Source organism: Streptomyces sp. NPDC003032, from assembly GCF_053591415.1.
The window spans coordinates 285381-305225 of sequence record NZ_JBSFTT010000001.1; the positions used below are offsets into that span (position 1 = coordinate 285381).

Sequence of the window (19845 nt, forward strand, 5' to 3'; positions counted from 1 at the left end):
GCATCCCTACCCCGCCGCTCCGCGGCGGACGTCTCCCACCCATCCACCCGTTTACCCCGCGCTGCGGTGTGGGCGTAAGAACATGGGTGGGTGGGAAACTCCCGCGCTGCAAAGGCAGGCGCGGCAACACAGAGCGGGCAGGGCACTCCCCACGCTGTAGAGGTAGGCATGGGAACACACAGTGGGCGGCGGGAAACCCCCGCACCGCCGCAAAGGCAGGCGCGGCAACACGCGGCGGACGGGGAACTCCCGCACTGCGGAAGTGGGTGTGGGAACACACGGCGGGCAGACGGGAAGCCCCGCACCGCAGGAGTGGTTCGTAGGAGCTGGCAAGCCACGACGGCCCGCAGCCGCGAGCGCGCGCGAGGGGACGTGGGGGTATGTGCGAGCGGAGCACAGTGGAAGAACTAACCCAGCAGCAAAGCAACGCCCACACCAAGATGGCGAGCACGCACATACCCCCGCGGCCCCGCCCCACAGACGAACCCAAGGCGCAGACGGCACCACCCAAGGCCCAGGGGCCAGACCCCGCCAGACCCCGCCAGCCCCCTACCCCTCCGCCACCACCACCGCCGAAGCCACCCCCGCATCATGACTGAGCGACACATGCCACGCCCGAACCCCCAGCACAGAAGCCCGCTCAGCCACAGTCCCCCGCACCCGCACCCGCGGCTGCCCACTCTCCTCGACATACACCTCGGCGTCGATCCACCGAAGCCCCCCCGGCGCCCCCAACGCCTTGGCCAACGCCTCCTTCGCCGCGAAGCGGGCCGCCAGTGACGCGACCCCCCGCCGCTCCCCGCTCGGCAGCAGCAACTCGCTCTCCACGAAGAGCCGCTCGGCCATACCCGGCGTCCGGGACAGCGCCGCCCCGAACCGCTCGATCTCCGCGACGTCGATGCCGACCCCGATAATCACAGGCTCACCCCAGAAATCACCCGATCACGCAAAAAACACCGGCCCAGGGTGACACACCCCACCACACCCCCCACCCCCTCACCGTTCAAACAGCCGTAACAATGAACCGTGATCTCTTCGGTCTCCGCGCCTGCGAAGGCGCCGCGGAGCGCCCACCGGCACAAGCCGGAGGCGACTCCCTACGTCGACCTCACCCGAAACGAGTGGAGCGCTCTCCGGGAGAAGACGCCTCTGCCCCTGACGGCGGAGGAGGTGGAGAAGCTCCGCGGCCTCGGCGACGTCATCGACCTGGACGAGGTCCGCGACATCTACCTCCCGCTGTCCCGACTCCTGAACCTCTACGTAGGCGCGACGGACGGCCTGCGCGGAGCCCTCAACACCTTCCTGGGCGAGAAGGGCTCCCAGTCCGGGACCCCCTTCGTCATAGGAGTAGCCGGCTCCGTGGCCGTCGGGAAATCCACCGTCGCCCGCCTCCTCCAGGCCCTCCTCTCCCGCTGGCCGGAACACCCCCGCGTGGAACTCGTCACCACCGACGGCTTCCTCCTGCCCACCGAGGAACTGGAAGCCCGCGGCCTGATGTCCCGCAAGGGCTTCCCCGAGTCGTACGACCGCCGCGCCCTCACCCGCTTCGTGGCGGACATCAAGGCGGGCAAGGAGGAGGTCACCGCCCCCGTCTACTCCCACCTCATCTACGACATCGTGCCGGGGCAGCGCCTCACGGTCCGCCGCCCCGACATCCTCATCGTCGAGGGCCTGAACGTCCTGCAGCCCGCACTCCCCGGCAAGGACGGCCGCACCCGTGTGGGCCTCGCGGACTACTTCGACTTCAGCGTGTACGTCGACGCCCGCACGGAGGACATCGAACGCTGGTACCTGAGCCGCTTCAAGAAGCTGCGCGACACCGCCTTCCAGAACCCGTCCTCGTACTTCCGCAAGTACACGCAGGTGTCGGAGGAGGAGGCCCTCGACTACGCCCGCACCACCTGGCGCACCATCAACAGACCCAACCTCCTGGAGAACGTGGCCCCCACCCGCGGCCGCGCCGCCCTCGTGGTCCGCAAGGGCCCCGACCACAAGGTCCAGCGCCTGAGCCTGCGCAAGCTCTGAACACCGACCCCACCACCACCCCGCCCTGCCCTCCCCCACCACCCGACTACTCTGCCGACATGCTGCACCTGCGCCTGATCTCCCCCGCGAACAAGACCGACGACGTACTGCGTCTGATCGAGGGGACGACCGGCACCGCGCATCTCGCCGTGGTGCCGGGCGCGGCCCGCGACCCCGCGGGCGACGTCATCATGTGCGACGTCGCCCGTGAGGCGGGCGACGAGCTGATAAGCGGTCTGCGCGCGCTGGACCTCGACAAGTGCGGCTCGATCTCGGTCGAGAACATCGACCTCTCCCTCTCCGAGCGCGCCGACAAGGCGGAGCACGACGCGCCGGGAGAGGGCTCGGACGCGGTCCTGTGGGAGCAGCTGACCGACGCGACCCACGAGGAGTCGACGCTTTCGATCACCTACGTCGCGTTCATCACGCTCGCCACGATGCTCGCGGCCTGCGGCGTCGTGCTGGACAACGCGATCCTGATCGTGGGCGCGATGGCCGTGGGACCGGAATTCGGCCCCCTGGCCGGTTTCTGCACCGCCCTGGTGCGGCGGGCGCCCAAGCTGGCGCTGCGCTCGCTGACCGCGCTGCTCGTGGGCTTCCTGGTGGCGATGGTGGTGACGGTCGGGTTCAGCTACGTCATGGACGCGACGGACCTGTTCACGCACGACGCCCTGAAGGCGGAGCGCCCGAACACGAACTTCATCTACCGCCCGGACTGGTTCTCGTTCGTCGTGGCGGTCCTCGCGGGCGCGGCGGGCACGCTCTCCCTCACCTCGGCGAAGTCGGGCGCCCTGGTCGGAGTGGCGATCTCCGTGACGACGGTCCCGGCGGCGGCGAACGCCGCGGTCGCCTTCAGCTACAACGAGTACAAGCAGGCGTGGGGCTCCACCGAGCAGCTCCTGCTGAATCTCCTCGGCATCGTCCTCGCCGGCACGCTCACGCTGCTGGCCCAGAAGGCTCTCTGGGCCACGCAGCGCGAACGTACCGCCGCGTCACACCACAAGCCCTAGCCCAGCGCCGACTTCACCACGTCGGCGAGCCGCCCGGCCACGGACCGGGCCTGCTCGATGTCGGCGGCCTCCACCATGACCCGCACCAGCGGCTCCGTACCGGAGGGCCGCAGGAGCACCCGGCCGGTGGAGCCCAGCTCGCGCTCGGCGTCGGTGACGGCGGCGGACAGCTCGGCGGAGGTCTTCACGCGCGATCTGTCGACGTCCGGCACGTTGATGAGGACCTGCGGGAGCCGCTCCATGACGCCGGCGAGATCGGCGAGCGTACGACCGGTCTCGGCGACGCGCGCCGCGAGCAGCAGCCCGGTCAGCGTGCCGTCGCCGGTGGTCGCGTGGTCGAGGACGATCACGTGCCCGGACTGCTCGCCGCCGAGGGCGAAGCCGTGCTCCTTCATCGACTCCAGGACGTACCGGTCGCCGACGGCCGTCTGCACCAGCGAGAGGCCCTGGGCCTCCATGGCCAGCTTGAAGCCGAGGTTCGACATGACGGTGGCGACAACGGTGTCGTGCCGTAGCGAGCCGTGCTCCCGCATGGCGAGGGCGAGCACGGCGAGGATCTGGTCGCCGTCGACCTCGGCACCGGTGTGGTCCACGGCGAGGCAGCGGTCCGCGTCCCCGTCGTGCGCGATACCGAAGTCCGCCTTGTGCTCGACGACGGCTTCCTTGAGCAGCCCCAGATGGGTGGAGCCGCAGCCGTCGTTGATGTTCAGCCCGTCCGGCTGCGCCCCGAGGGTGATGACCTCGGCGCCCGCGCGCGTGAACGCCTCGGGCGAGACACGGGCGGCGGCGCCGTGCGCCTCGTCGAGGACGATCTTCAGTCCGTCGAGGCGGTTGGGCAGCACGCCGAGGAGGTGCGCGATGTACTGGTCGAGTCCCTGGTCGTACGACTTCACCCGGCCGACGCCGGCCCCGGTGGGCCGCTGCCAGGGAGCGCCGGTGCGGTGCTCTTCGTACACGGACTCGATGCGGTCCTCCAGCTCGTCGGCGAGTTTGTGGCCGCCACGGGCGAAGAACTTGATGCCGTTGTCGGGCATGGCGTTGTGGCTGGCGGAGAGCATCACGCCGAGGTCGGCGCCCAGCGCACCGGTGAGATGCGCCACCGCCGGGGTGGGCAGCACACCGACGCGCAGGACGTCCACGCCCGCGCTCGCGAGGCCGGCGACCACCGCGGCCTCCAGGAACTCCCCGGACGCGCGCGGGTCACGCCCGACCACCGCCACCGCGCGATGGCCTTCAAAGGTGCCCGCCTCGGCCAGTACGTGCGCCGCCGCCACGGAGAGTCCGAGCGCCAGCTCGGCCGTCAGATCCGCGTTGGCGACACCGCGCACGCCGTCCGTGCCGAAGAGTCGTCCCACTGCTGTCCTCCGAACGTTCGTTCCTGATAGACGAACGCCCCGGCAGCACAGACTGTGCCGCCGGGGCGAACGAAAAGTACAAGCAGGCAGCGATTAGCGCTTGCTGTACTGCGGGGCCTTACGGGCCTTCTTGAGACCGGCCTTCTTGCGCTCGACCGCACGGTCGTCACGCTTGAGGTAACCGGCCTTCTTGAGGGCCGCGCGGTTGTTGTCGACGTCGGCCTCGTTCAGCGCACGGGCGACACCGAGACGGAGCGCACCGGCCTGACCGGAGACGCCGCCACCCGAGATGCGGGCGATGACGTCGTAGCGGTTGTCGAGCTCGAGCACCTTGAAGGGCTCGTTGACTTCCTGCTGGTGGACCTTGTTCGGGAAGTAGTCCTCGAGCGTGCGCCCGTTGACCTTCCACTTGCCGCTGCCCGGGACGATCCGGACGCGGGCGATGGCGTTCTTGCGACGGCCCAGGCCGGCGGCCGGCTGGGGGTCGCCGAAGCGCGCGGCGTTCGACTCCGAGGTGTACTCGCCCTCGACGGGGACCTCGGACTCGGTGGTGTACTGCTCGACGTCGGCGATCTCGGTCTCTTCGACCGGCTGCTCAACGGTGGTCTCGGCCACGATTCTCCTCAGATTCTTTTTCGTCTTTGGGGGTGGCCGGAACTACTGCGCGACCTGGGTGATCTCGAACGGGACCGGCTGCTGAGCGCCGTGCGGGTGCTGGTCGCCCGCGTAGACCTTCAGCTTCGAGAGCATCTGACGGCCCAGGGTGTTCTTGGGGAGCATGCCCTTGACGGCCTTCTCGACAGCCTTCTCGGGGCTCTTGGCGAGCAGCTCGTCGTAACGGACGGAACGCAGACCACCCGGGTAACCGGAGTGGCGGTACGCCATCTTCTGGGTCTTCTTGTTGCCGGAGAGGTGCACCTTCTCCGCGTTGATGATGATGACGAAGTCACCGGTGTCAACGTGAGGGGCGTAGATCGGCTTGTGCTTGCCACGCAGCAGGGTGGCAGCGGTGGTCGCCAGACGGCCCAGGACGATGTCCCGGGCGTCGATGACGTGCCACTGGCGGGTCACATCGCCGGGCTTGGGGCTGTACGTACGCACGGTGTCGTAGCCTTCGCTTCTTCAGAGGTGGGGTCCTGACATGGCCACCACGGACGATGTACGACAGCCTTGGCGGACATCGGTGACGCAACCGAGTCCTGCCGCTGGTCATCGGCCCGGTGGGCCGGTGTAAGGGCCCCTCACGTGAGAATGAGAAAGCCAATACACATAACGAACTCGCAGAATACCCGCGCTGCCCCGTACGGGTCAAAACGCGGGCCTGGAGACCGGCGCAGCCGGTTCCACCGCCTCGGGCGGCCCTGTGAGTTTCCAGGGTAACCGGCCTCCGGCCGCCCGGCACACCCCGCTCACCCCCGCGAGCACGGCCCGGCCCGGCTCCCCGCGCGGCTTCCCGCCCCTCACCTGCTGCGGGCCACCGCCTCCACCGCCGTCCGCCGCCCCCGCGGCACCGGATCGTGACGCACCCCACGCCCACCAGCGGCCCCGCCCGCCGCACACGCCCACCCGACGGTGACCGCCAGCAGACAGAGCGTCGCCGCGTCCTTGAAAGCGCGCCGCGTCCCCGGCTCCAGCCACGGCCAGGTGAACCCCGGTACCTGCGGCACCAGCGCCACCCAGAACCACGGGCTCCGCCCCGGCGCCCCCGCCGTCAGCACCCCGGCGAGCAGCAGCGGAAGGACGACCAGGAGGTAGTGGTCGTACGAGGGCCGGGAGACGAGAAAGGCCGAAAGCATCAGCATCGTGGCGCACTCCACCCCCCTCGACGGCCCCGCGTCCCCTCTCCTCCACCTCCGCCACGCACACCACACCCCGGCCGCCGCCGCAGACCCCGCGAGCAGCGCCGCCGCCGACGGCGGCACCCCGAGCCGCGCGAGCACCGCCGCCGGCGACGCCTCATACAGACGTACGAAGGCATCGTCGCCCCGCAGCAGGAAGGGCAGCGTCCGCGTGAAGAACCCGGCGGGGTCCGGCATCACGAGCGCGGCCCCCAGCGACACCACCGCGGGCACCGCGACCGCCGCCCCGAGCCCCCGCCACCGCCCGGCGAAGACGAAGAGGAGCACGACGGGCGCCAGCAGCGGCTTCACGGCGACGGCGGCGCCGATGACGACCCCGGCCGCCACCCACCGCCCCCGGCACACCAGCAGCAGCGCCGGCGGCAGCGCCACGGCCGACGCCACCGTCCAGTTGCCCAGCTCGACGAGGTGCCCGAAGGGCGCGAAGCCGAGCACGAGCCCGAGCAGCCCGTACGCCGCGAACCGGCTGCGCCAGGACACCTCGTACAGCCGCAGCGCGCACACCCATCCGGCGACGAGGCCCGCGGTGACGCCCGCCGGGACCAGGAAGCGGGCCACGGCGGTGGGCAGCAGGGCCTGCGGCACCGCGGCGAGCACGGCCCCCGGCAGATAGAGGAAATGCCGGTCGGCATAGGGCGAGCGCCCGTGGATCCACGCCTCGGCGGCCCGCACCACGATGGCGTTGTCCATCCCGCCACCCGGCACCCGCAGCCCCACCCGGACGGCCCCGGCGAGCAGCACCAGACCGAGCACGGCCCGGACATGCCACCCGGCAGGCCGCAACAACCAACCCTTTACCGCCGATTCGCCCGTATCCATACGCCTCAGGCTAGGGCGGGAACCCCACACGACCGCCGCTCAACATCCCCAACTCCCCGTCTAAGATGCGGCCCATGAGCTTTGGGCAAGGGGGACCTCAGTGGGGTCCGGGCGGAACGGGCGGACCCGGCGGCGGACCCACACCCGACTGGGCGGCGCTCGCCGAAGCCTCCGAGGCGCGCGCCCGGCGCCGCAAATGGCTGATGATCGGCGGCGGAGCGTTCGCCACCATCGGCATCGCGGCCGCCGTGGCGATCACCGTCGTCTCCGCCAACAGCGACGACGCCTCCGCCTCGAACAAGCCGGCCAGCGAGCTGCCCGCGACCGCGGACATCCCCGGGGCGAGCGACGACCCGGGCCCGACCTTCGAGGCGACCACGCCGCCGCCCCCGCCGAACCCCAAGGACTTCATCTCCAGCGCCAAGAAGGACAAGGCGCCGCTCACCCCCGAGGGCCTCTTCCCCGGCAAGACGTACACCTCGGGCAAGAACGTCTACAGGAAGGGCGCGACCGACAGCACCAAGAAGTGCGCGTCCGTCACCCAACCCGCCCTCGGCACCATCCTCACCAGGAACGACTGCACCCGCCTGATCCGCGCCAGCTACGTCAAGGACGGCATCGCGGTCACCATCGGCGTCGCCGTCTTCGACACCTCGGCCGAGGCCGAGAAGGTCATGAGCCAGGTCAAGAACGGCCTGGTCAACACGTTGCCCGGCAAGGGCGTGCCCGGCTTCTGCCAGACGGGGGTGTGCCGCGGGACGTACCACGCGTACGGCCGCTACGCGTACTTCACCACCACGGGCTACCCCAGCGGCAAGGACGTCACGACGTCCGACCGCAAGGCCTACGCCGTCGGCGACACCATGGCCCGCTTCGCCTTCCAGCGCGTCGACCAGCGGGGCCGCGCCCAGGCGTCCGCCGCGGCGGCGGCCCCCGAATAGTTGGGCGGCCGGGCGCTCAGCGGCGCGGCGCCCGGCGCGGCTCAGCAGCACCCGGCGCCGGGCAGCGTCCGCTTGTTGCGCGCCTCCTTGCTGCGCGCGGCGAGCAGCTCGTCGGCGGGGTAGCCGACCTCCTCCAGCGTGAGCCCGTGCGGCCGCACCACGTGCACGGCGGAGTCCCGCACGCCCGCCGCGAGCACCTTCGCCGGCCACTCCACGGGCCGGTGCCCGTCCCCCACGAACAGCATGGCGCCGACCAGCGACCGCACCATGTTGTGGCAGAAGGCGTCGGCCCGCACGGTCGCTTCGAGCACCCCGTCCGCGCGCCGCTCCCACCGCAGCTCCTGGAGCGTACGAATGGTCGTGGCGCCCTCACGCCGCTTGCAGTAGGCGGCGAAGTCGTGCTCGCCGACCAGCCGCTCGGCGGCGGCGTTCATGGCGTCGAGGTCCAACTCCCAGTCGTGCCACAGCACATGACCCCGCAGCAGCGGATCGACGCCACCGGGGTGGTCGGTGACGCGATAGGCGTACCGCCGCCACACGGCCGCGAACCGGGCGTTGAAGCCGGCCGGCGCCTCGGCGACCTTCCACACCCGCACATCGTGCGGCAGCCGCCCCGCGAGCCGCCGCAGCAGCTTGTCGTGGTGCTCCTCCCACACGGCCTCCGGCAGATCGACATGGGCGACCTGCCCGCGCGCGTGCACCCCGCTGTCGGTCCGCCCGGCGACCGTCAGCTCGTACGTCTCCTGCGACCGCGTCACGGTCCGCAGCGCGGCCTCGATCTCGCCCTGGACGGTCCGCTGCCCCTGGCGCTGCTTGGCCCAGCCGGAGAACTCCTTGCCGTCGTACGAAAGGTCAAGACGCACCCGCACGAAACCGGGCTCTACCTCATCACTCACACCGCAATCCTCTCAACAACGCGAAAGCGGGCCCGCCCCGCAGGGGGCGGACCCGCTCACAGCAAGGCAGAGCCTCAGGCGTCCTTGGACTCCTCGGCGGCCTCAACCGGCTTCGCGTCCTCGACGGGCGCGTCGTCCTTCTTGAGGGCGTCTTCCTTGACGGCACGCTTGGTGGCCGCCTCGGCCTCACCGGTGGCCTCCTGGGCCACGGTCAGGGCCTCCACCAGCTCGATGATCGCCATGGGCGCGTTGTCGCCACGACGGTTACCGATCTTGGTGATACGGGTGTAGCCACCCGGGCGGTTCACGTAGCGCGGGCCGATCTCCGTGAAGAGCGTGTGCACGATGCTCTTGTCGGTGATGACGGACAGCACCTGGCGGCGGTTGTGAAGGTCACCCTTCTTCGCCTTGGTGACCAGACGCTCCGCGTACGGACGCAGGCGACGGGCCTTCGCCTCGGTGGTGGTGATGCGGCCGTACTCGAAGAGCTGCTTGGCGAGGTTCGCCAGCAGAAGCTTCTCGTGCGCGGCGCTGCCGCCCAGACGGGCACCCTTGGCAGGCTTCGGCATGGTGTTTCTCCTTGATGTCTGCCCCGGCCGTATCAGGTACCGGGGTCAGTGGCACCGCGCCCCGTCAGGGGCGCGGGGAACTGCGCGACCAGCCGAAGCCGGTCCGCAGCCACGATCAGAACTGTCAGTACTGCTCGGTCTCGACGAAGCCCGCGTCCGCGTCGTCGTCGGCGCCAAAGGCGTCGGCGGCGGCGGTCGGGTCGAATCCGGGCGGGCTGTCCTTGAGGGCCAGACCCATACCGTTCAGCTTCATCTTGACCTCGTCGATCGACTTCGCACCGAAGTTGCGGATGTCGAGCAGGTCCGCCTCGGAGCGGGCGACAAGCTCGCCCACCGAGTGGATGCCCTCGCGCTTGAGGCAGTTGTACGACCGAACGGTGAGCTCCAGCTCCTCGATCGGCAGGGCGAGATCAGCGGCAAGGGCGGCGTCCGTCGGGGACGGGCCCATGTCGATGCCCTCGGCGTCGATGTTCAGCTCACGGGCGAGACCGAACAGCTCGACCAGGGTCTTGCCGGCCGACGCCATGGCGTCACGCGGACGCATCGCCTGCTTGGTCTCGACGTCGACGATCAGCTTGTCGAAGTCGGTGCGCTGCTCGACACGGGTCGCCTCGACCTTGTACGTGACCTTGAGCACCGGCGAGTAGATCGAGTCGACCGGGATGCGCCCGATCTCCTGACCGACCTGCTTGTTCTGCACGGCGGAGACGTAGCCGCGACCGCGCTCGACGGTCAGCTCCATCTCCAGCTTGCCCTTGCCGTTGAGCGTGGCGAGGACGAGGTCGGGGTTGTGCACCTCGACACCGGCCGGGGGCGCGATGTCGGCGGCGGTGACCAGACCCGGGCCCTGCTTGCGCAGGTACATCACGACGGGCTCGTCGTGCTCCGAGGAGACGACCAGCTGCTTGATGTTGAGGATGAGGTCGGTGACATCCTCCTTGACGCCCGGCACGGTGGTGAACTCGTGCAGGACACCGTCGATGCGGATGCTGGTGACAGCAGCGCCGGGGATCGACGAGAGGAGGGTGCGGCGGAGGGAGTTGCCGAGGGTGTAGCCGAAGCCCGGCTCCAGCGGCTCGATCACGAACCGGGAGCGGAATTCGTCGACGACCTCTTCGGTCAACGAGGGACGCTGAGCGATCAGCATGTTGCGATCCTTCAGTCAGGGGCACCCACTATTTGATGCCCTGATGGTTCTACAAGGGTACGGGCGGTACGGCTCCGAAGAGCCGTACCGCCCGGAAACCTAAGACAACCGTGCGTCAGACGCGGCGGCGCTTGGGCGGACGGCAGCCGTTGTGCGGCGTGGGCGTCACGTCCTGGATCGAGCCGACCTCAAGGCCGGTCGCCTGGAGCGAACGGATGGCGGTCTCGCGACCGGAACCCGGGCCCTTGACGAAGACGTCGACCTTGCGCATGCCGTGCTCCTGCGCGCGACGGGCAGCCGACTCGGCGGCCATCTGCGCGGCGAACGGCGTGGACTTGCGCGAGCCCTTGAAGCCGACGTGGCCGGCGGAGGCCCACGAGATCACGTTGCCGGCCGGGTCCGTGATGGACACGATCGTGTTGTTGAACGTGCTCTTGATGTGAGCGTGTCCGTGAGCGACGTTCTTCTTTTCCTTGCGGCGCACCTTCTTGGCAGCGCCCTGACGACCCTTGGGGGGCATCTATAACTCCTACGGGAGGTGGTCGGTCCTGCAGCGACAGCTGTCGATAGACCGCTGAGCGAGGACTACTTCTTGCCCGGCTTCTTCTTACCGGCGATGGCGCGACGCGGGCCCTTGCGGGTGCGGGCGTTCGTGCTGGTGCGCTGACCGCGGACCGGCAGGCCACGACGGTGACGCAGACCCTGGTAGCAACCGATCTCGACCTTGCGGCGGATGTCGGCCTGGATCTCGCGACGGAGGTCACCCTCGGTCTTGATGTTGGCGTCCACGTACTCGCGGATCTTGACGAGGTCTTCCTCGGTCAGGTCGCGGACGCGGGTGTTGCGGTCCACCTCGGTGGCGTCCAGCGTCTGCTGGGCCAGCGTGCGGCCGATGCCGAACACGTAGGTGAGGGCAACCTCGATGCGCTTTTCGCGTGGGAGGTCAACGCCTTCAACGCGTGCCATTCATGGCTCCTGTTGATTCTTCGGAGGTCTTCAGCAGAACCACTCCCGATTCGCCGTCGCCTTCTGCTGGAGAAGGTTTGGTACGTACCGGGTCCCCGGCCTCCGACCGGGGGTGTCGCCCTCCACCACCAAAGGAACTGAAGAGGGACGGGTCCTGCGTATCTACTTACTTGCGTCGCGCGAAAATCTGCGAACTGCAGTCGTGCGTCAGCCCTGGCGCTGCTTGTGGCGCGGGTTGTCGCAGATGACCATGACCCGACCGTGACGGCGGATCACCCTGCACTTGTCGCAGATCTTCTTGACGCTCGGCTTGACCTTCATTGGGTGAGGTTCTCCGGGTCAGTGCCACCACCCCGCCTAAGCGGAGTGCGGGCAAGATCTACTTGTACCGGTAGACGATCCGGCCACGCGTCAGGTCGTACGGAGACAGCTCCACCACGACCCGGTCGTCAGGGAGGATGCGGATGTAGTGCATGCGCATCTTGCCGCTGATGTGTGCCAGGACCTGGTGGCCGTTCTGGAGCTCCACCTTGAACATGGCGTTCGGGAGAGACTCGACGACAGTGCCTTCGATCTCGATGGCACCTTGCTTCTTGGCCACGCTTCGCCCTTCGAATCGACTACCTTGATCGACTTCGTACGCCGTATGCAGACACACGGATGCACGAGAGCCGACGCGTCAGTCTACGTCAGTGCACTCGGAAAGACGAATCGAGAAAGTCTGCCCCACTGCGTAGATCTTTAAGCAAGGGGGTCAGCCCAGCGGGTCCGGCGCCGCCGTGACCCCGTACTCCGCCAGCTTCGCCCGGCCGCAGTCAGGAGCCGTCAGGACCAGCGGGCCCTCCTCCGTCAGCGCGACGGAGTGCTCCCAGTGCGAGGACCAGGTGCCGTCCGTCGTGATGACCGTCCAGTCGTCCTCAAGGACCTCCGTGCGCGGCGTGCCCAGGGAGACCATGGGCTCGATGGCCAGGCAGAAGCCGGGGACCAGCTTGGGGCCCTTGCCTCGGCGGCGCTCGACGTAGTTCAGGAGGTGGGGGTCCATGTGCATCTCGGTGCCGATGCCGTGGCCGCCGTAGTCCTCGACGATCCCGTACTTGCCGCCGCCCGGCTTCGGCTGGCGGCGGATGTACGTCTCGATGGCGCGGGAGATGTCGACGAGCCGGTTGCCCAGCTTCATGGCCGCGAGGCCGGCCCACATCGACTCCTCGGTCACGCGGGACAGCTCGATCAGCTCCGGAGCGTGACCGGTGCCCACGAACGCGGTGTACGCCGCGTCACCGTGCCAGCCGTCGATGATCGCGCCCGCGTCGATGGAGATGATGTCGCCGTCCTTGAGGACGGTCTTGTCGTCGGGGATGCCGTGTACGACGACCTCGTTGACGGACGTGCAGATCGTCGCGGGGAAGCCGCCGTAGCCGAGGAAGTTGGACTTCGCGCCGTGCTCGGCGATGACCTTGCGGGCGACGTCGTCCAGATCCTTGGTGGTGGCCCCGGGCACCGCGGCCTCACGGGTCGCCGCGTGGATGGCGGCGACGACAAGGCCCGCCTCACGCATCTTCGCGATCTGCTCGGGGGTCTTGATCTGCACCATGGGGCTTCCGCTCTCCGTCATCCGTCATCCGTCAACAACCGGCTACGTACACACGAACCGGTACGTAGACAACAGTACGGCCGCGGTCCCCTTACGGGCACCGCGGCCGAAACAGCGTACTGACTACTTGTCGCCCTTCAGGGCTTCCATCGCACGCTCGGTGACCTCGTCCACCTTGCCGAGCGCCGAGATCGTGACGACCAGACCCTGGGTCCGGTAGTAGTCGATGATCGGCTCGGTCTGCGTGTGGTAGACCTCAAGACGCTTGCGGACGGTCTCCTCGCTGTCGTCCACACGCTGGTACAGCTCACCGCCGCAGACGTCACAGACGCCCTCCTGCTTCGGCGGCGAGTACGTCACGTGGAAGACGTGGCTGGACTCCTTGCGGCAGACGCGACGGCCGGCGATCCGCTTGACGACCTCGTCCTCGGGGACCTCCAGGTCCAGGACGGCGTCGAGCTTCACGTCATCGGCCTTGAGCGCCACGTCCAGCGCCTGTGCCTGGGACACATTGCGCGGGAACCCATCGAGCAGGAAGCCGTTCTCGGCGTCCGGCTGCGCCATGCGCTCCTTCGCCATGCCGATCGTCACTTCATCGGGCACGAGGTTGCCGGCGTGGATGTACTCCTTCGCCTGCTTGCCCAGTTCCGTGCCCTGGCTCATGTTGGTACGGAAGAGGTCGCCCGTGGAGATGTGCGGGATCGACAGGTTCTGGGCGAGGAACGCGGCCTGCGTTCCCTTGCCCGCACCGGGCGGCCCGACGAGGACGATACGCATCAGCGGAGGAACCCTTCGTAATTGCGCTGCTGGAGCTGGCTCTCGATCTGCTTCACGGTTTCCAGACCCACACCCACGATGATGAGGATGCTCGTCCCGCCGAAGGGGAAGTTCTGGTTTGCCCCGAAGCCCACCAACGCCATCGTCGGCACAAGAGCGATCAGACCCAGATACAGCGAACCCGGCCAGGTGATCCGGTTGAGTACGTAACTCAGATACTCAGCGGTCGGACGGCCAGCCCGGATGCCCGGGATGAAGCCACCATACTTCTTCATGTTGTCGGCGACTTCCTCGGGGTTGAAGGAGATCGCGACGTAGAAGAAGGCGAAGAAGACGATCAGCACGAAGTACGTGGTGATGTAAATCGGGTGGTCACCCTTGGTCAGGTTTGCGTCGATCCACTGCTTCCATCCCGAGTTGCCGCCCGCGAACTGGGCGACCAGCGCCGGAATGTAGAGCAGCGAAGAGGCGAAGATCACAGGGATGATGCCCGCCTGGTTGACCTTCAGCGGAATGTACGTCGACGTACCGCCGTAGGACCTGCGGCCGATCATGCGCTTCGCGTACTGGACGGGAATGCGCCGCTGCGCCTGCTCGACGAAGACCACCAGGCCGACCATGACGAGACCCACCGCGATGACGGTGCCGAACTCGATCCAGCCGTCGGCGAGCGAGCCCTGCTCCTTGATCGCCCACAGGGCGGCCGGGAAGGTCGCGGCGATCGAGATGAACATCAGGATCGACATGCCGTTGCCGATGCCGCGGTCGGTGATCAGCTCACCGAGCCACATCACACACGCCGTACCGGCGGTCATCGTGATGACCATGGTCATGGTGACGAAGATCGACTGGTCGGGCACGATGTCGCTGGCGACCGGGCAGCCCTGGAAGAGGGAGCCGGTGCGAGCGGTGGCCACCAGGCCGGTGCCCTGAAGGATCGCGAGCGCGATGGTCAGATAGCGCGTGTACTGCGTGATCTTCGCCGTGCCTGCCTGACCCTCCTTCTTGAGGGCTTCGAGCCGCGGGATCACCACGGTCAGCAGCTGCAGAATGATGCTCGCCGTGATGTACGGCATGATGCCGAGCGCGAAGATCGTGATCTGCAGCAGCGCGCCACCGCTCATCATGTTGACGAGACCGAACAGGCCCTGGTTCTGACTGGCGTTGTCGACGCAGGTCTGGACGTTCTTGTAATTGACACCGGGGATCGGCACATGCGTACCCAGCCGGTAGATCACGATGATGCCGAGCGTGAAGAGCAGCTTCTTGCGCAGGTCGGGCGTCTTGAACGCCCGGGCGAACGCGGTGAGCACGGTGCCTCCTGCGACCCCCGCGCGCGTGCGTCAGAGGTGGTGGTCTTGAGGATCGACGAATACGTATCAGTCAACAAAACCGTGCGGGCAGACCGCACGGAGCTTAGACAGTGCACGCCACCTTACCGGCGACCGTGCCCCCCTTGGAACGACCAACCGGGGATGCCCCTTTTGTGGGGCATCCCCGGCTGGGAATCGCTCATGTCATCGACACGTCCGAGAAAATCAGACGAGCTCGGTGACGGTACCGCCCGCGGCGGTGATCTTCTCCTTGGCGGAGCCGGAGACGGCGTCGACCGTCACCTGCAGCGCCACGGTGACCTCGCCCTGGCCGAGGACCTTGACAAGGCTGTTCTTGCGAACGGCACCCTTGGCGACGAGACCCTCGACGGTGACCTCGCCACCCTCCGGGTACAGCGCGCTCAGCTTGTCGAGGTTCACGACCTGGAACTCGGTCTTGAACGGGTTCCGGAAGCCCTTGAGCTTCGGCAGGCGCATGTGGAGGGGCATCTGGCCACCCTCGAAGCGCTGCGGAACCTGGTAACGGGCCTTGGTGCCCTTGGTACCACGACCAGCGGTCTTACCCTTGGACGCCTCACCACGACCCACACGGGTCTTGGCGGTCTTGGCGCCCGGGGCGGGCCGGAGGTTGTGGACCTTCAGCGGGTTCTGCTCCGCCATGTCAGTCGACCTCCTCAACCGTCACGAGGTGGCGGACGGTGTGCACCATTCCGCGGAACTCGGGGCGGTCCTCCTTGACGACCTGCGTGTTGATGCCCTTGAGACCAAGGGAGCGCAGGGTGTCGCGGTGGTTCTGCTTGCTACCGATGTACGACTTGATCTGCGTGACCTTGAGCTGTGCCATTACGCAGCACCAGCCCCGGCACGCGCCCGCAGCAGAGCCGCGGGAGCGACGTCCTCGAGGGGCAGACCACGGCGGGCCGCGATCTCCTCGGGACGCTGCAGACCCTTGAGGGCCGCCACGGTCGCGTGCACGATGTTGATCGCGTTCGACGAACCGAGCGACTTCGACAGGATGTCGTGCACGCCTGCGCACTCGAGCACGGCACGCACCGGGCCACCGGCGATAACACCGGTACCGGGGGAAGCAGGCTTGAGCAGGACGACGCCCGCGGCCTTCTCGCCCGTGATCGGGTGCGGGATGGTGCCCTGGATACGGGGGACCTTGAAGAAGTGCTTCTTGGCCTCCTCAACACCCTTGGCGATGGCGGCCGGCACCTCCTTGGCCTTGCCGTAACCGACACCGACGGTACCGTCACCATCGCCTACCACGACCAGCGCGGTGAAGCTGAAGCGACGACCACCCTTCACAACCTTGGCGACGCGGTTGATCGCGACAACGCGCTCAACGTACGCGGTCTTCTCGGCGGCGGCGTTGCCACCGTCGCGACCCTTCCGGTCCCGCCGCTCGCCGCCACCGGCACCGCCACCGCGGCGCTGGGGTCCAGCCATTGGAATTACCTCTCTCTGTTTCCGCTAGCTACGGAACCGACTCAGAACTTGAGTCCGGCTTCGCGGGCGGCGTCCGCCAGGGCGGCGATGCGCCCGGCGTACTGGTTACCACCACGGTCGAACACGACAGTCTCGACACCGGCGGCCTTGGCGCGCTCGGCGACCAGGGCGCCGACCGACTTGGCCTGCGCCGACTTGTCGCCCTCGGCGCCGCGGATCGTGGTGTCCAGGGTCGACGCCGACGCAAGGGTGTGACCCTTGATGTCGTCGATGACCTGGGCCACGATGTGGCGGTTGGAGCGCGTCACGACCAGGCGCGGACGCTCAGCCGTACCCGAGATGTGCTTACGGATGCGGATGTGACGACGCTTGATGGCAGCACGCTTGTAAGCGTCGCCCTTAGCAATCTTGACACCGTATGCCATGGCTTACTTACCCGCCTTTCCGACCTTGCGGCGGATGACTTCGCCTTCGTACTTGACGCCCTTGGCCTTGTACGGGTCAGGCTTGCGCAGCTTGCGGATGTTGGCCGCAACCTCGCCGACCTTCTGCTTGTCGATGCCCTCGACCGAAAGCTTGGTCGCGGACTCCACCTTGAAGGTGATGCCCTCGGGGGCCTCGACCAGGATCGGGTGGCTGTAGCCCAGCGAGAACTCCAGGTTGGAGCCCTTCGCGAGGACGCGGTAACCGACACCGCTGATTTCGAGCTTCTTCACGTAACCCGTGGTCACGCCGGTGATCATGTTCGCCACCAGCGTGCGGGACAGGCCGTGCAGGGCCTTGTTCTGACGCTCGTCGTTCGGGCGGGTGACGTTGAGAACGCCGTCCTCACCCTTAGCGATCTCGATCGGCGCGACAACGGTGTGCGAGAGGGAACCCTTGGGGCCCTTCACCGCGACCGTACGGCCGTCGATGGTGACGTCCACGCCGGCGGGAACCGTGATGGGGAGCTTGCCAATACGCGACATTAGCTATTCCTCCGTTCCCGACTACCAGACGTAGGCGAGGACTTCCCCACCTACGCCCTTCTTGCCTGCCTGCTGGCCGGTGAGCAGACCGTGGGACGTGGAGATGATCGCCACGCCCAGGCCGCCGAGCACCTTCGGCAGGTTGGTGGACTTCGCGTAAACCCGGAGACCGGGCTTGGAGATCCGCTTGATGCCCGCGATGGAGCGCTCACGGTTCGGGCCGAACTTCAGCTCGAGGACGAGGTTCTTGCCGACCTCGGCGTCCTCGACCTTCCAGCCCGTGATGAAGCCCTCCTGCTGGAGGATCTCCGCGATGTGAGACTTGATCTTGCTGTGCGGCATAGCCACTGTGTCGTGGTACGCCGAGTTCGCGTTACGCAGACGAGTCAGCATGTCCGCGATCGGATCAGTCATGGTCATGAATTGGCCTTCGGCCTCTCTCGCCGGGGTTTCCTATCTGCGCCATCCCTCTCCCCACTCAGAGGCGGGACGGGTGCGGCGCGGGGACCTACGGCGTAGTAAGTCGGTCAGGGCGGCAGACGCCCAACCCTCCTAGCCTAAGCCATATGGAGGAGGGCCTCTGCCATCCCGTTACTTACCGAGAGATCCAAGCAGTCCGGAAAGGACTACCAGGAGCTCTTGGTCACGCCCGGCAGCTCGCCACGGTGGGCCATCTCACGAAGGCACACGCGGCACAGGCCGAACTTGCGGTAGACGGAGTGCGGGCGGCCGCAGCGCTGGCAGCGGGTGTACGCACGCACACCGAACTTGGGCTTACGAGCAGCCTTGGCAATCAGAGCCTTCTTCGCCATCTCGCTTACGCCTCCTTGAAGGGGAAGCCGAGGTGACGGAGAAGGGCGCGGCCCTCAGCGTCGTTGGTCGCCGTGGTGACCACGGTGATGTCCATACCCCGGACGCGGTCGATCTTGTCCTGGTCGATCTCGTGGAACATGACCTGCTCCGTGAGACCGAAGGTGTAGTTGCCACGGCCGTCGAACTGCTTGGGGGACAGACCACGGAAGTCGCGGATGCGCGGCAGCGCGAGCGACAGGGTGCGGTCCAGGAACTCCCACATGCGGTCGCCACGGAGCGTGACGTGACAGCCGATCGGCTGACCCTCACGCAGCTTGAACTGCGCGATGGACTTCCGGGCCTTGGTGATGGCCGGCTTCTGACCGGTGATCGTGGTCAGGTCACGGACGGCACCGTCCATGAGCTTCGAGTCACGGGCGGCGTCGCCGACACCCATGTTGACCACGATCTTGACGAGGCCCGGCGTCTGCATGACGTTCTCGTACGAGAACTCTTCCTGCAGCTTGGCCGCGATCTCCTCGCGGTACTTCGTCTTGAGACGCGGAGTGGTGGTGGTCGTCATCAGATGTCCTCACCCGTCCGCTTGGCAACGCGGATCTTGTTGCCCTCGTCGTCGAAGCGGTAACCGACGCGCGTGACGACCTTGTTGCCGTCCTTCTCCACGACCAGCTGGACGTTGGAGACGTGGACGGGGGCCTCGGTGGTCACGATGCCGCCGGCCTGCGAGCCGCTGGCGGTCGGGCCGGCCTTCGTGTGCTTCTTGACCCGGTTGACACCCTCGACCAGGACGCGCTCGTCGCGCGGGTAAGCGGCAATGACCTTGCCCTGCTTGCCCTTGTCCTTACCGGTGATGACCTGGACCAGGTCGCCCTTCTTGATCTTCATGCTTACAGCACCTCCGGCGCGAGCGAGATGATCTTCATGAACTTCTTCTCGCGCAGCTCACGGCCGACGGGGCCGAAGATACGGGTGCCGCGAGGGTCGCCGTCGTTCTTCAGAATGACGGCGGCGTTCTCGTCGAAGCGGATGTACGAGCCGTCCGGACGGCGGCGCTCCTTGACGGTGCGAACGATGACCGCCTTGACGACGTCACCCTTCTTCACGTTGCCACCGGGGATCGCGTCCTTGACGGTGGCGACGATGACGTCACCGATACCCGCGTAGCGGCGACCCGAGCCACCGAGAACACGAATGGTGAGAATTTCCTTCGCACCCGTGTTGTCGGCGACGCGAAGTCGCGACTCCTGCTGGATCACGTCTATCTCCTGATTGTCTGCCGGTTCCCGGCAGGGGCTTCTCTCTTACGAGATGGGCCCCTGCCGA

The 19845-nt window shown here is 67.7% G+C and carries 28 protein-coding genes; 3 read left to right on the top strand and 25 right to left on the bottom strand.

The features are described from left to right. Nucleotides 1–549: 549 nt before the first annotated feature. Nucleotides 550–918: a holo-ACP synthase gene (locus ACWDZ7_RS01395; protein ID WP_451793913.1), complete on the bottom strand. Its 369-nt coding sequence runs from the start codon at nt 916–918 to the stop codon at nt 550–552. Between the two features lie 108 nt (nt 919–1026). Here ACWDZ7_RS01395 and coaA point away from each other — a divergent pair, with 108 nt between their 5' ends. Together coaA and ACWDZ7_RS01405 are read left to right on the top strand one after the other, a co-directional pair. Next, the gene (gene coaA, locus ACWDZ7_RS01400) at nt 1027–2025 is read left to right on the top strand and encodes a type I pantothenate kinase (protein WP_451793914.1); all 999 of its coding nucleotides are present in this window, start codon (nt 1027–1029) and stop codon (nt 2023–2025) included. Nucleotides 2026–2084: 59 nt separating this feature from the next. Further along, nucleotides 2085–3035: a DUF389 domain-containing protein gene (locus tag ACWDZ7_RS01405; RefSeq protein WP_451793915.1), complete on the top strand. Its 951-nt coding sequence runs from the start codon at nt 2085–2087 to the stop codon at nt 3033–3035. Here ACWDZ7_RS01405 and glmM read toward each other — a convergent pair. From glmM to ACWDZ7_RS01425, 4 genes are all read right to left on the bottom strand, one after another. After that, entirely contained in the window at nt 3032–4390 is a 1359-nt protein-coding gene (gene glmM, locus ACWDZ7_RS01410; protein WP_451793916.1) for a phosphoglucosamine mutase, read from the bottom strand. The genes ACWDZ7_RS01405 and glmM overlap by 4 nt on opposite strands. A 93-nt stretch (nt 4391–4483) precedes the next feature. After that, nucleotides 4484–5005, bottom strand: coding sequence for a 30S ribosomal protein S9 (rpsI, locus tag ACWDZ7_RS01415; RefSeq protein WP_451793917.1), 522 nt, complete (start codon nt 5003–5005; stop codon nt 4484–4486). Between the two features lie 42 nt (nt 5006–5047). After that, complete coding sequence (rplM, locus tag ACWDZ7_RS01420; protein WP_076684960.1) at nt 5048–5491, bottom strand: 50S ribosomal protein L13; 444 nt, start codon at nt 5489–5491, stop codon at nt 5048–5050. Nucleotides 5492–5850: 359 nt separating this feature from the next. Continuing rightward, nucleotides 5851–7068, bottom strand: coding sequence for a glycosyltransferase family 87 protein (locus ACWDZ7_RS01425; RefSeq protein WP_451793918.1), 1218 nt, complete (start codon nt 7066–7068; stop codon nt 5851–5853). A 74-nt stretch (nt 7069–7142) separates the two neighbouring features. Here ACWDZ7_RS01425 and ACWDZ7_RS01430 point away from each other — a divergent pair, with 74 nt between their 5' ends. Then, entirely contained in the window at nt 7143–8009 is an 867-nt protein-coding gene (locus ACWDZ7_RS01430) for a hypothetical protein (RefSeq protein ID WP_451793920.1), read from the top strand. A gap of 41 nt (nt 8010–8050) precedes the next feature. Here ACWDZ7_RS01430 and truA read toward each other — a convergent pair whose 3' ends face one another. The 20 genes from truA to rplN all read right to left on the bottom strand — a co-directional run bounded on the left by truA (nt 8051) and on the right by rplN (nt 19778). After that, on the bottom strand, nt 8051–8905 hold the full coding sequence (gene truA / locus ACWDZ7_RS01435; protein ID WP_451793921.1) for a tRNA pseudouridine(38-40) synthase TruA: 855 nt from the start codon (nt 8903–8905) through the stop codon (nt 8051–8053). Nucleotides 8906–8979: 74 nt separating this feature from the next. Continuing rightward, entirely contained in the window at nt 8980–9474 is a 495-nt protein-coding gene (rplQ, locus tag ACWDZ7_RS01440; protein ID WP_055553524.1) for a 50S ribosomal protein L17, read from the bottom strand. A gap of 124 nt (nt 9475–9598) precedes the next feature. Beyond that, nucleotides 9599–10621, bottom strand: a complete 1023-nt coding sequence (locus tag ACWDZ7_RS01445) for a DNA-directed RNA polymerase subunit alpha (protein ID WP_016645160.1) — start codon at nt 10619–10621, stop codon at nt 9599–9601. Between the two features lie 115 nt (nt 10622–10736). Next, on the bottom strand, nt 10737–11141 hold the full coding sequence (gene rpsK / locus ACWDZ7_RS01450) for a 30S ribosomal protein S11 (protein WP_006376016.1): 405 nt from the start codon (nt 11139–11141) through the stop codon (nt 10737–10739). 65 nt (nt 11142–11206) lie between these two features. After that, on the bottom strand, nt 11207–11587 hold the full coding sequence (gene rpsM / locus ACWDZ7_RS01455) for a 30S ribosomal protein S13 (RefSeq protein WP_030782528.1): 381 nt from the start codon (nt 11585–11587) through the stop codon (nt 11207–11209). A gap of 207 nt (nt 11588–11794) precedes the next feature. Then, on the bottom strand, nt 11795–11908 hold the full coding sequence (gene rpmJ / locus ACWDZ7_RS01460; protein WP_003974245.1) for a 50S ribosomal protein L36: 114 nt from the start codon (nt 11906–11908) through the stop codon (nt 11795–11797). 58 nt (nt 11909–11966) lie between these two features. Beyond that, entirely contained in the window at nt 11967–12188 is a 222-nt protein-coding gene (gene infA / locus ACWDZ7_RS01465; RefSeq protein ID WP_003948620.1) for a translation initiation factor IF-1, read from the bottom strand. Nucleotides 12189–12341: 153 nt separating this feature from the next. After that, nucleotides 12342–13178: a type I methionyl aminopeptidase gene (map, locus tag ACWDZ7_RS01470; RefSeq protein WP_451794153.1), complete on the bottom strand. Its 837-nt coding sequence runs from the start codon at nt 13176–13178 to the stop codon at nt 12342–12344. A 123-nt stretch (nt 13179–13301) separates the two neighbouring features. Further along, a complete protein-coding gene (locus tag ACWDZ7_RS01475) occupies nt 13302–13955 on the bottom strand; it encodes an adenylate kinase (protein WP_451793922.1) in 654 nt (217 codons plus the stop codon). Then, nucleotides 13955–15268 carry a preprotein translocase subunit SecY gene (gene secY / locus ACWDZ7_RS01480; protein ID WP_451793923.1) on the bottom strand — a complete coding sequence of 438 codons (1314 nt, stop codon included), beginning with the start codon at nt 15266–15268 and terminating at the stop codon, nt 13955–13957. Before secY ends, ACWDZ7_RS01475 begins: the two co-directional genes overlap by 1 nt. Nucleotides 15269–15493: 225 nt before the next feature. Continuing rightward, nucleotides 15494–15949 carry a 50S ribosomal protein L15 gene (gene rplO / locus ACWDZ7_RS01485; protein ID WP_451515043.1) on the bottom strand — a complete coding sequence of 152 codons (456 nt, stop codon included), beginning with the start codon at nt 15947–15949 and terminating at the stop codon, nt 15494–15496. A gap of 1 nt (nt 15950) precedes the next feature. Further along, nucleotides 15951–16133: a 50S ribosomal protein L30 gene (rpmD, locus tag ACWDZ7_RS01490; RefSeq protein ID WP_447037975.1), complete on the bottom strand. Its 183-nt coding sequence runs from the start codon at nt 16131–16133 to the stop codon at nt 15951–15953. Further along, nucleotides 16133–16741: a 30S ribosomal protein S5 gene (gene rpsE, locus ACWDZ7_RS01495; protein WP_127912612.1), complete on the bottom strand. Its 609-nt coding sequence runs from the start codon at nt 16739–16741 to the stop codon at nt 16133–16135. Before rpsE ends, rpmD begins: the two co-directional genes overlap by 1 nt. 41 nt (nt 16742–16782) lie before the next feature. Then, nucleotides 16783–17166 carry a 50S ribosomal protein L18 gene (rplR, locus tag ACWDZ7_RS01500; RefSeq protein WP_398300201.1) on the bottom strand — a complete coding sequence of 128 codons (384 nt, stop codon included), beginning with the start codon at nt 17164–17166 and terminating at the stop codon, nt 16783–16785. A gap of 3 nt (nt 17167–17169) precedes the next feature. Further along, on the bottom strand, nt 17170–17709 hold the full coding sequence (rplF, locus tag ACWDZ7_RS01505; RefSeq protein ID WP_451515044.1) for a 50S ribosomal protein L6: 540 nt from the start codon (nt 17707–17709) through the stop codon (nt 17170–17172). 21 nt (nt 17710–17730) lie between these two features. Continuing rightward, nucleotides 17731–18129, bottom strand: a complete 399-nt coding sequence (gene rpsH, locus ACWDZ7_RS01510) for a 30S ribosomal protein S8 (protein ID WP_018528360.1) — start codon at nt 18127–18129, stop codon at nt 17731–17733. Nucleotides 18130–18335: 206 nt separating this feature from the next. After that, the gene (locus ACWDZ7_RS01515) at nt 18336–18521 is read right to left on the bottom strand and encodes a type Z 30S ribosomal protein S14 (RefSeq protein ID WP_003956452.1); all 186 of its coding nucleotides are present in this window, start codon (nt 18519–18521) and stop codon (nt 18336–18338) included. Nucleotides 18522–18526: 5 nt separating this feature from the next. Then, nucleotides 18527–19084, bottom strand: coding sequence for a 50S ribosomal protein L5 (gene rplE, locus ACWDZ7_RS01520; protein WP_135332558.1), 558 nt, complete (start codon nt 19082–19084; stop codon nt 18527–18529). Then, entirely contained in the window at nt 19084–19407 is a 324-nt protein-coding gene (gene rplX, locus ACWDZ7_RS01525; RefSeq protein WP_016645174.1) for a 50S ribosomal protein L24, read from the bottom strand. Before rplX ends, rplE begins: the two co-directional genes overlap by 1 nt. 2 nt (nt 19408–19409) lie before the next feature. Beyond that, the gene (gene rplN / locus ACWDZ7_RS01530; protein WP_003974257.1) at nt 19410–19778 is read right to left on the bottom strand and encodes a 50S ribosomal protein L14; all 369 of its coding nucleotides are present in this window, start codon (nt 19776–19778) and stop codon (nt 19410–19412) included. Nucleotides 19779–19845: the final 67 nt, after the last annotated feature.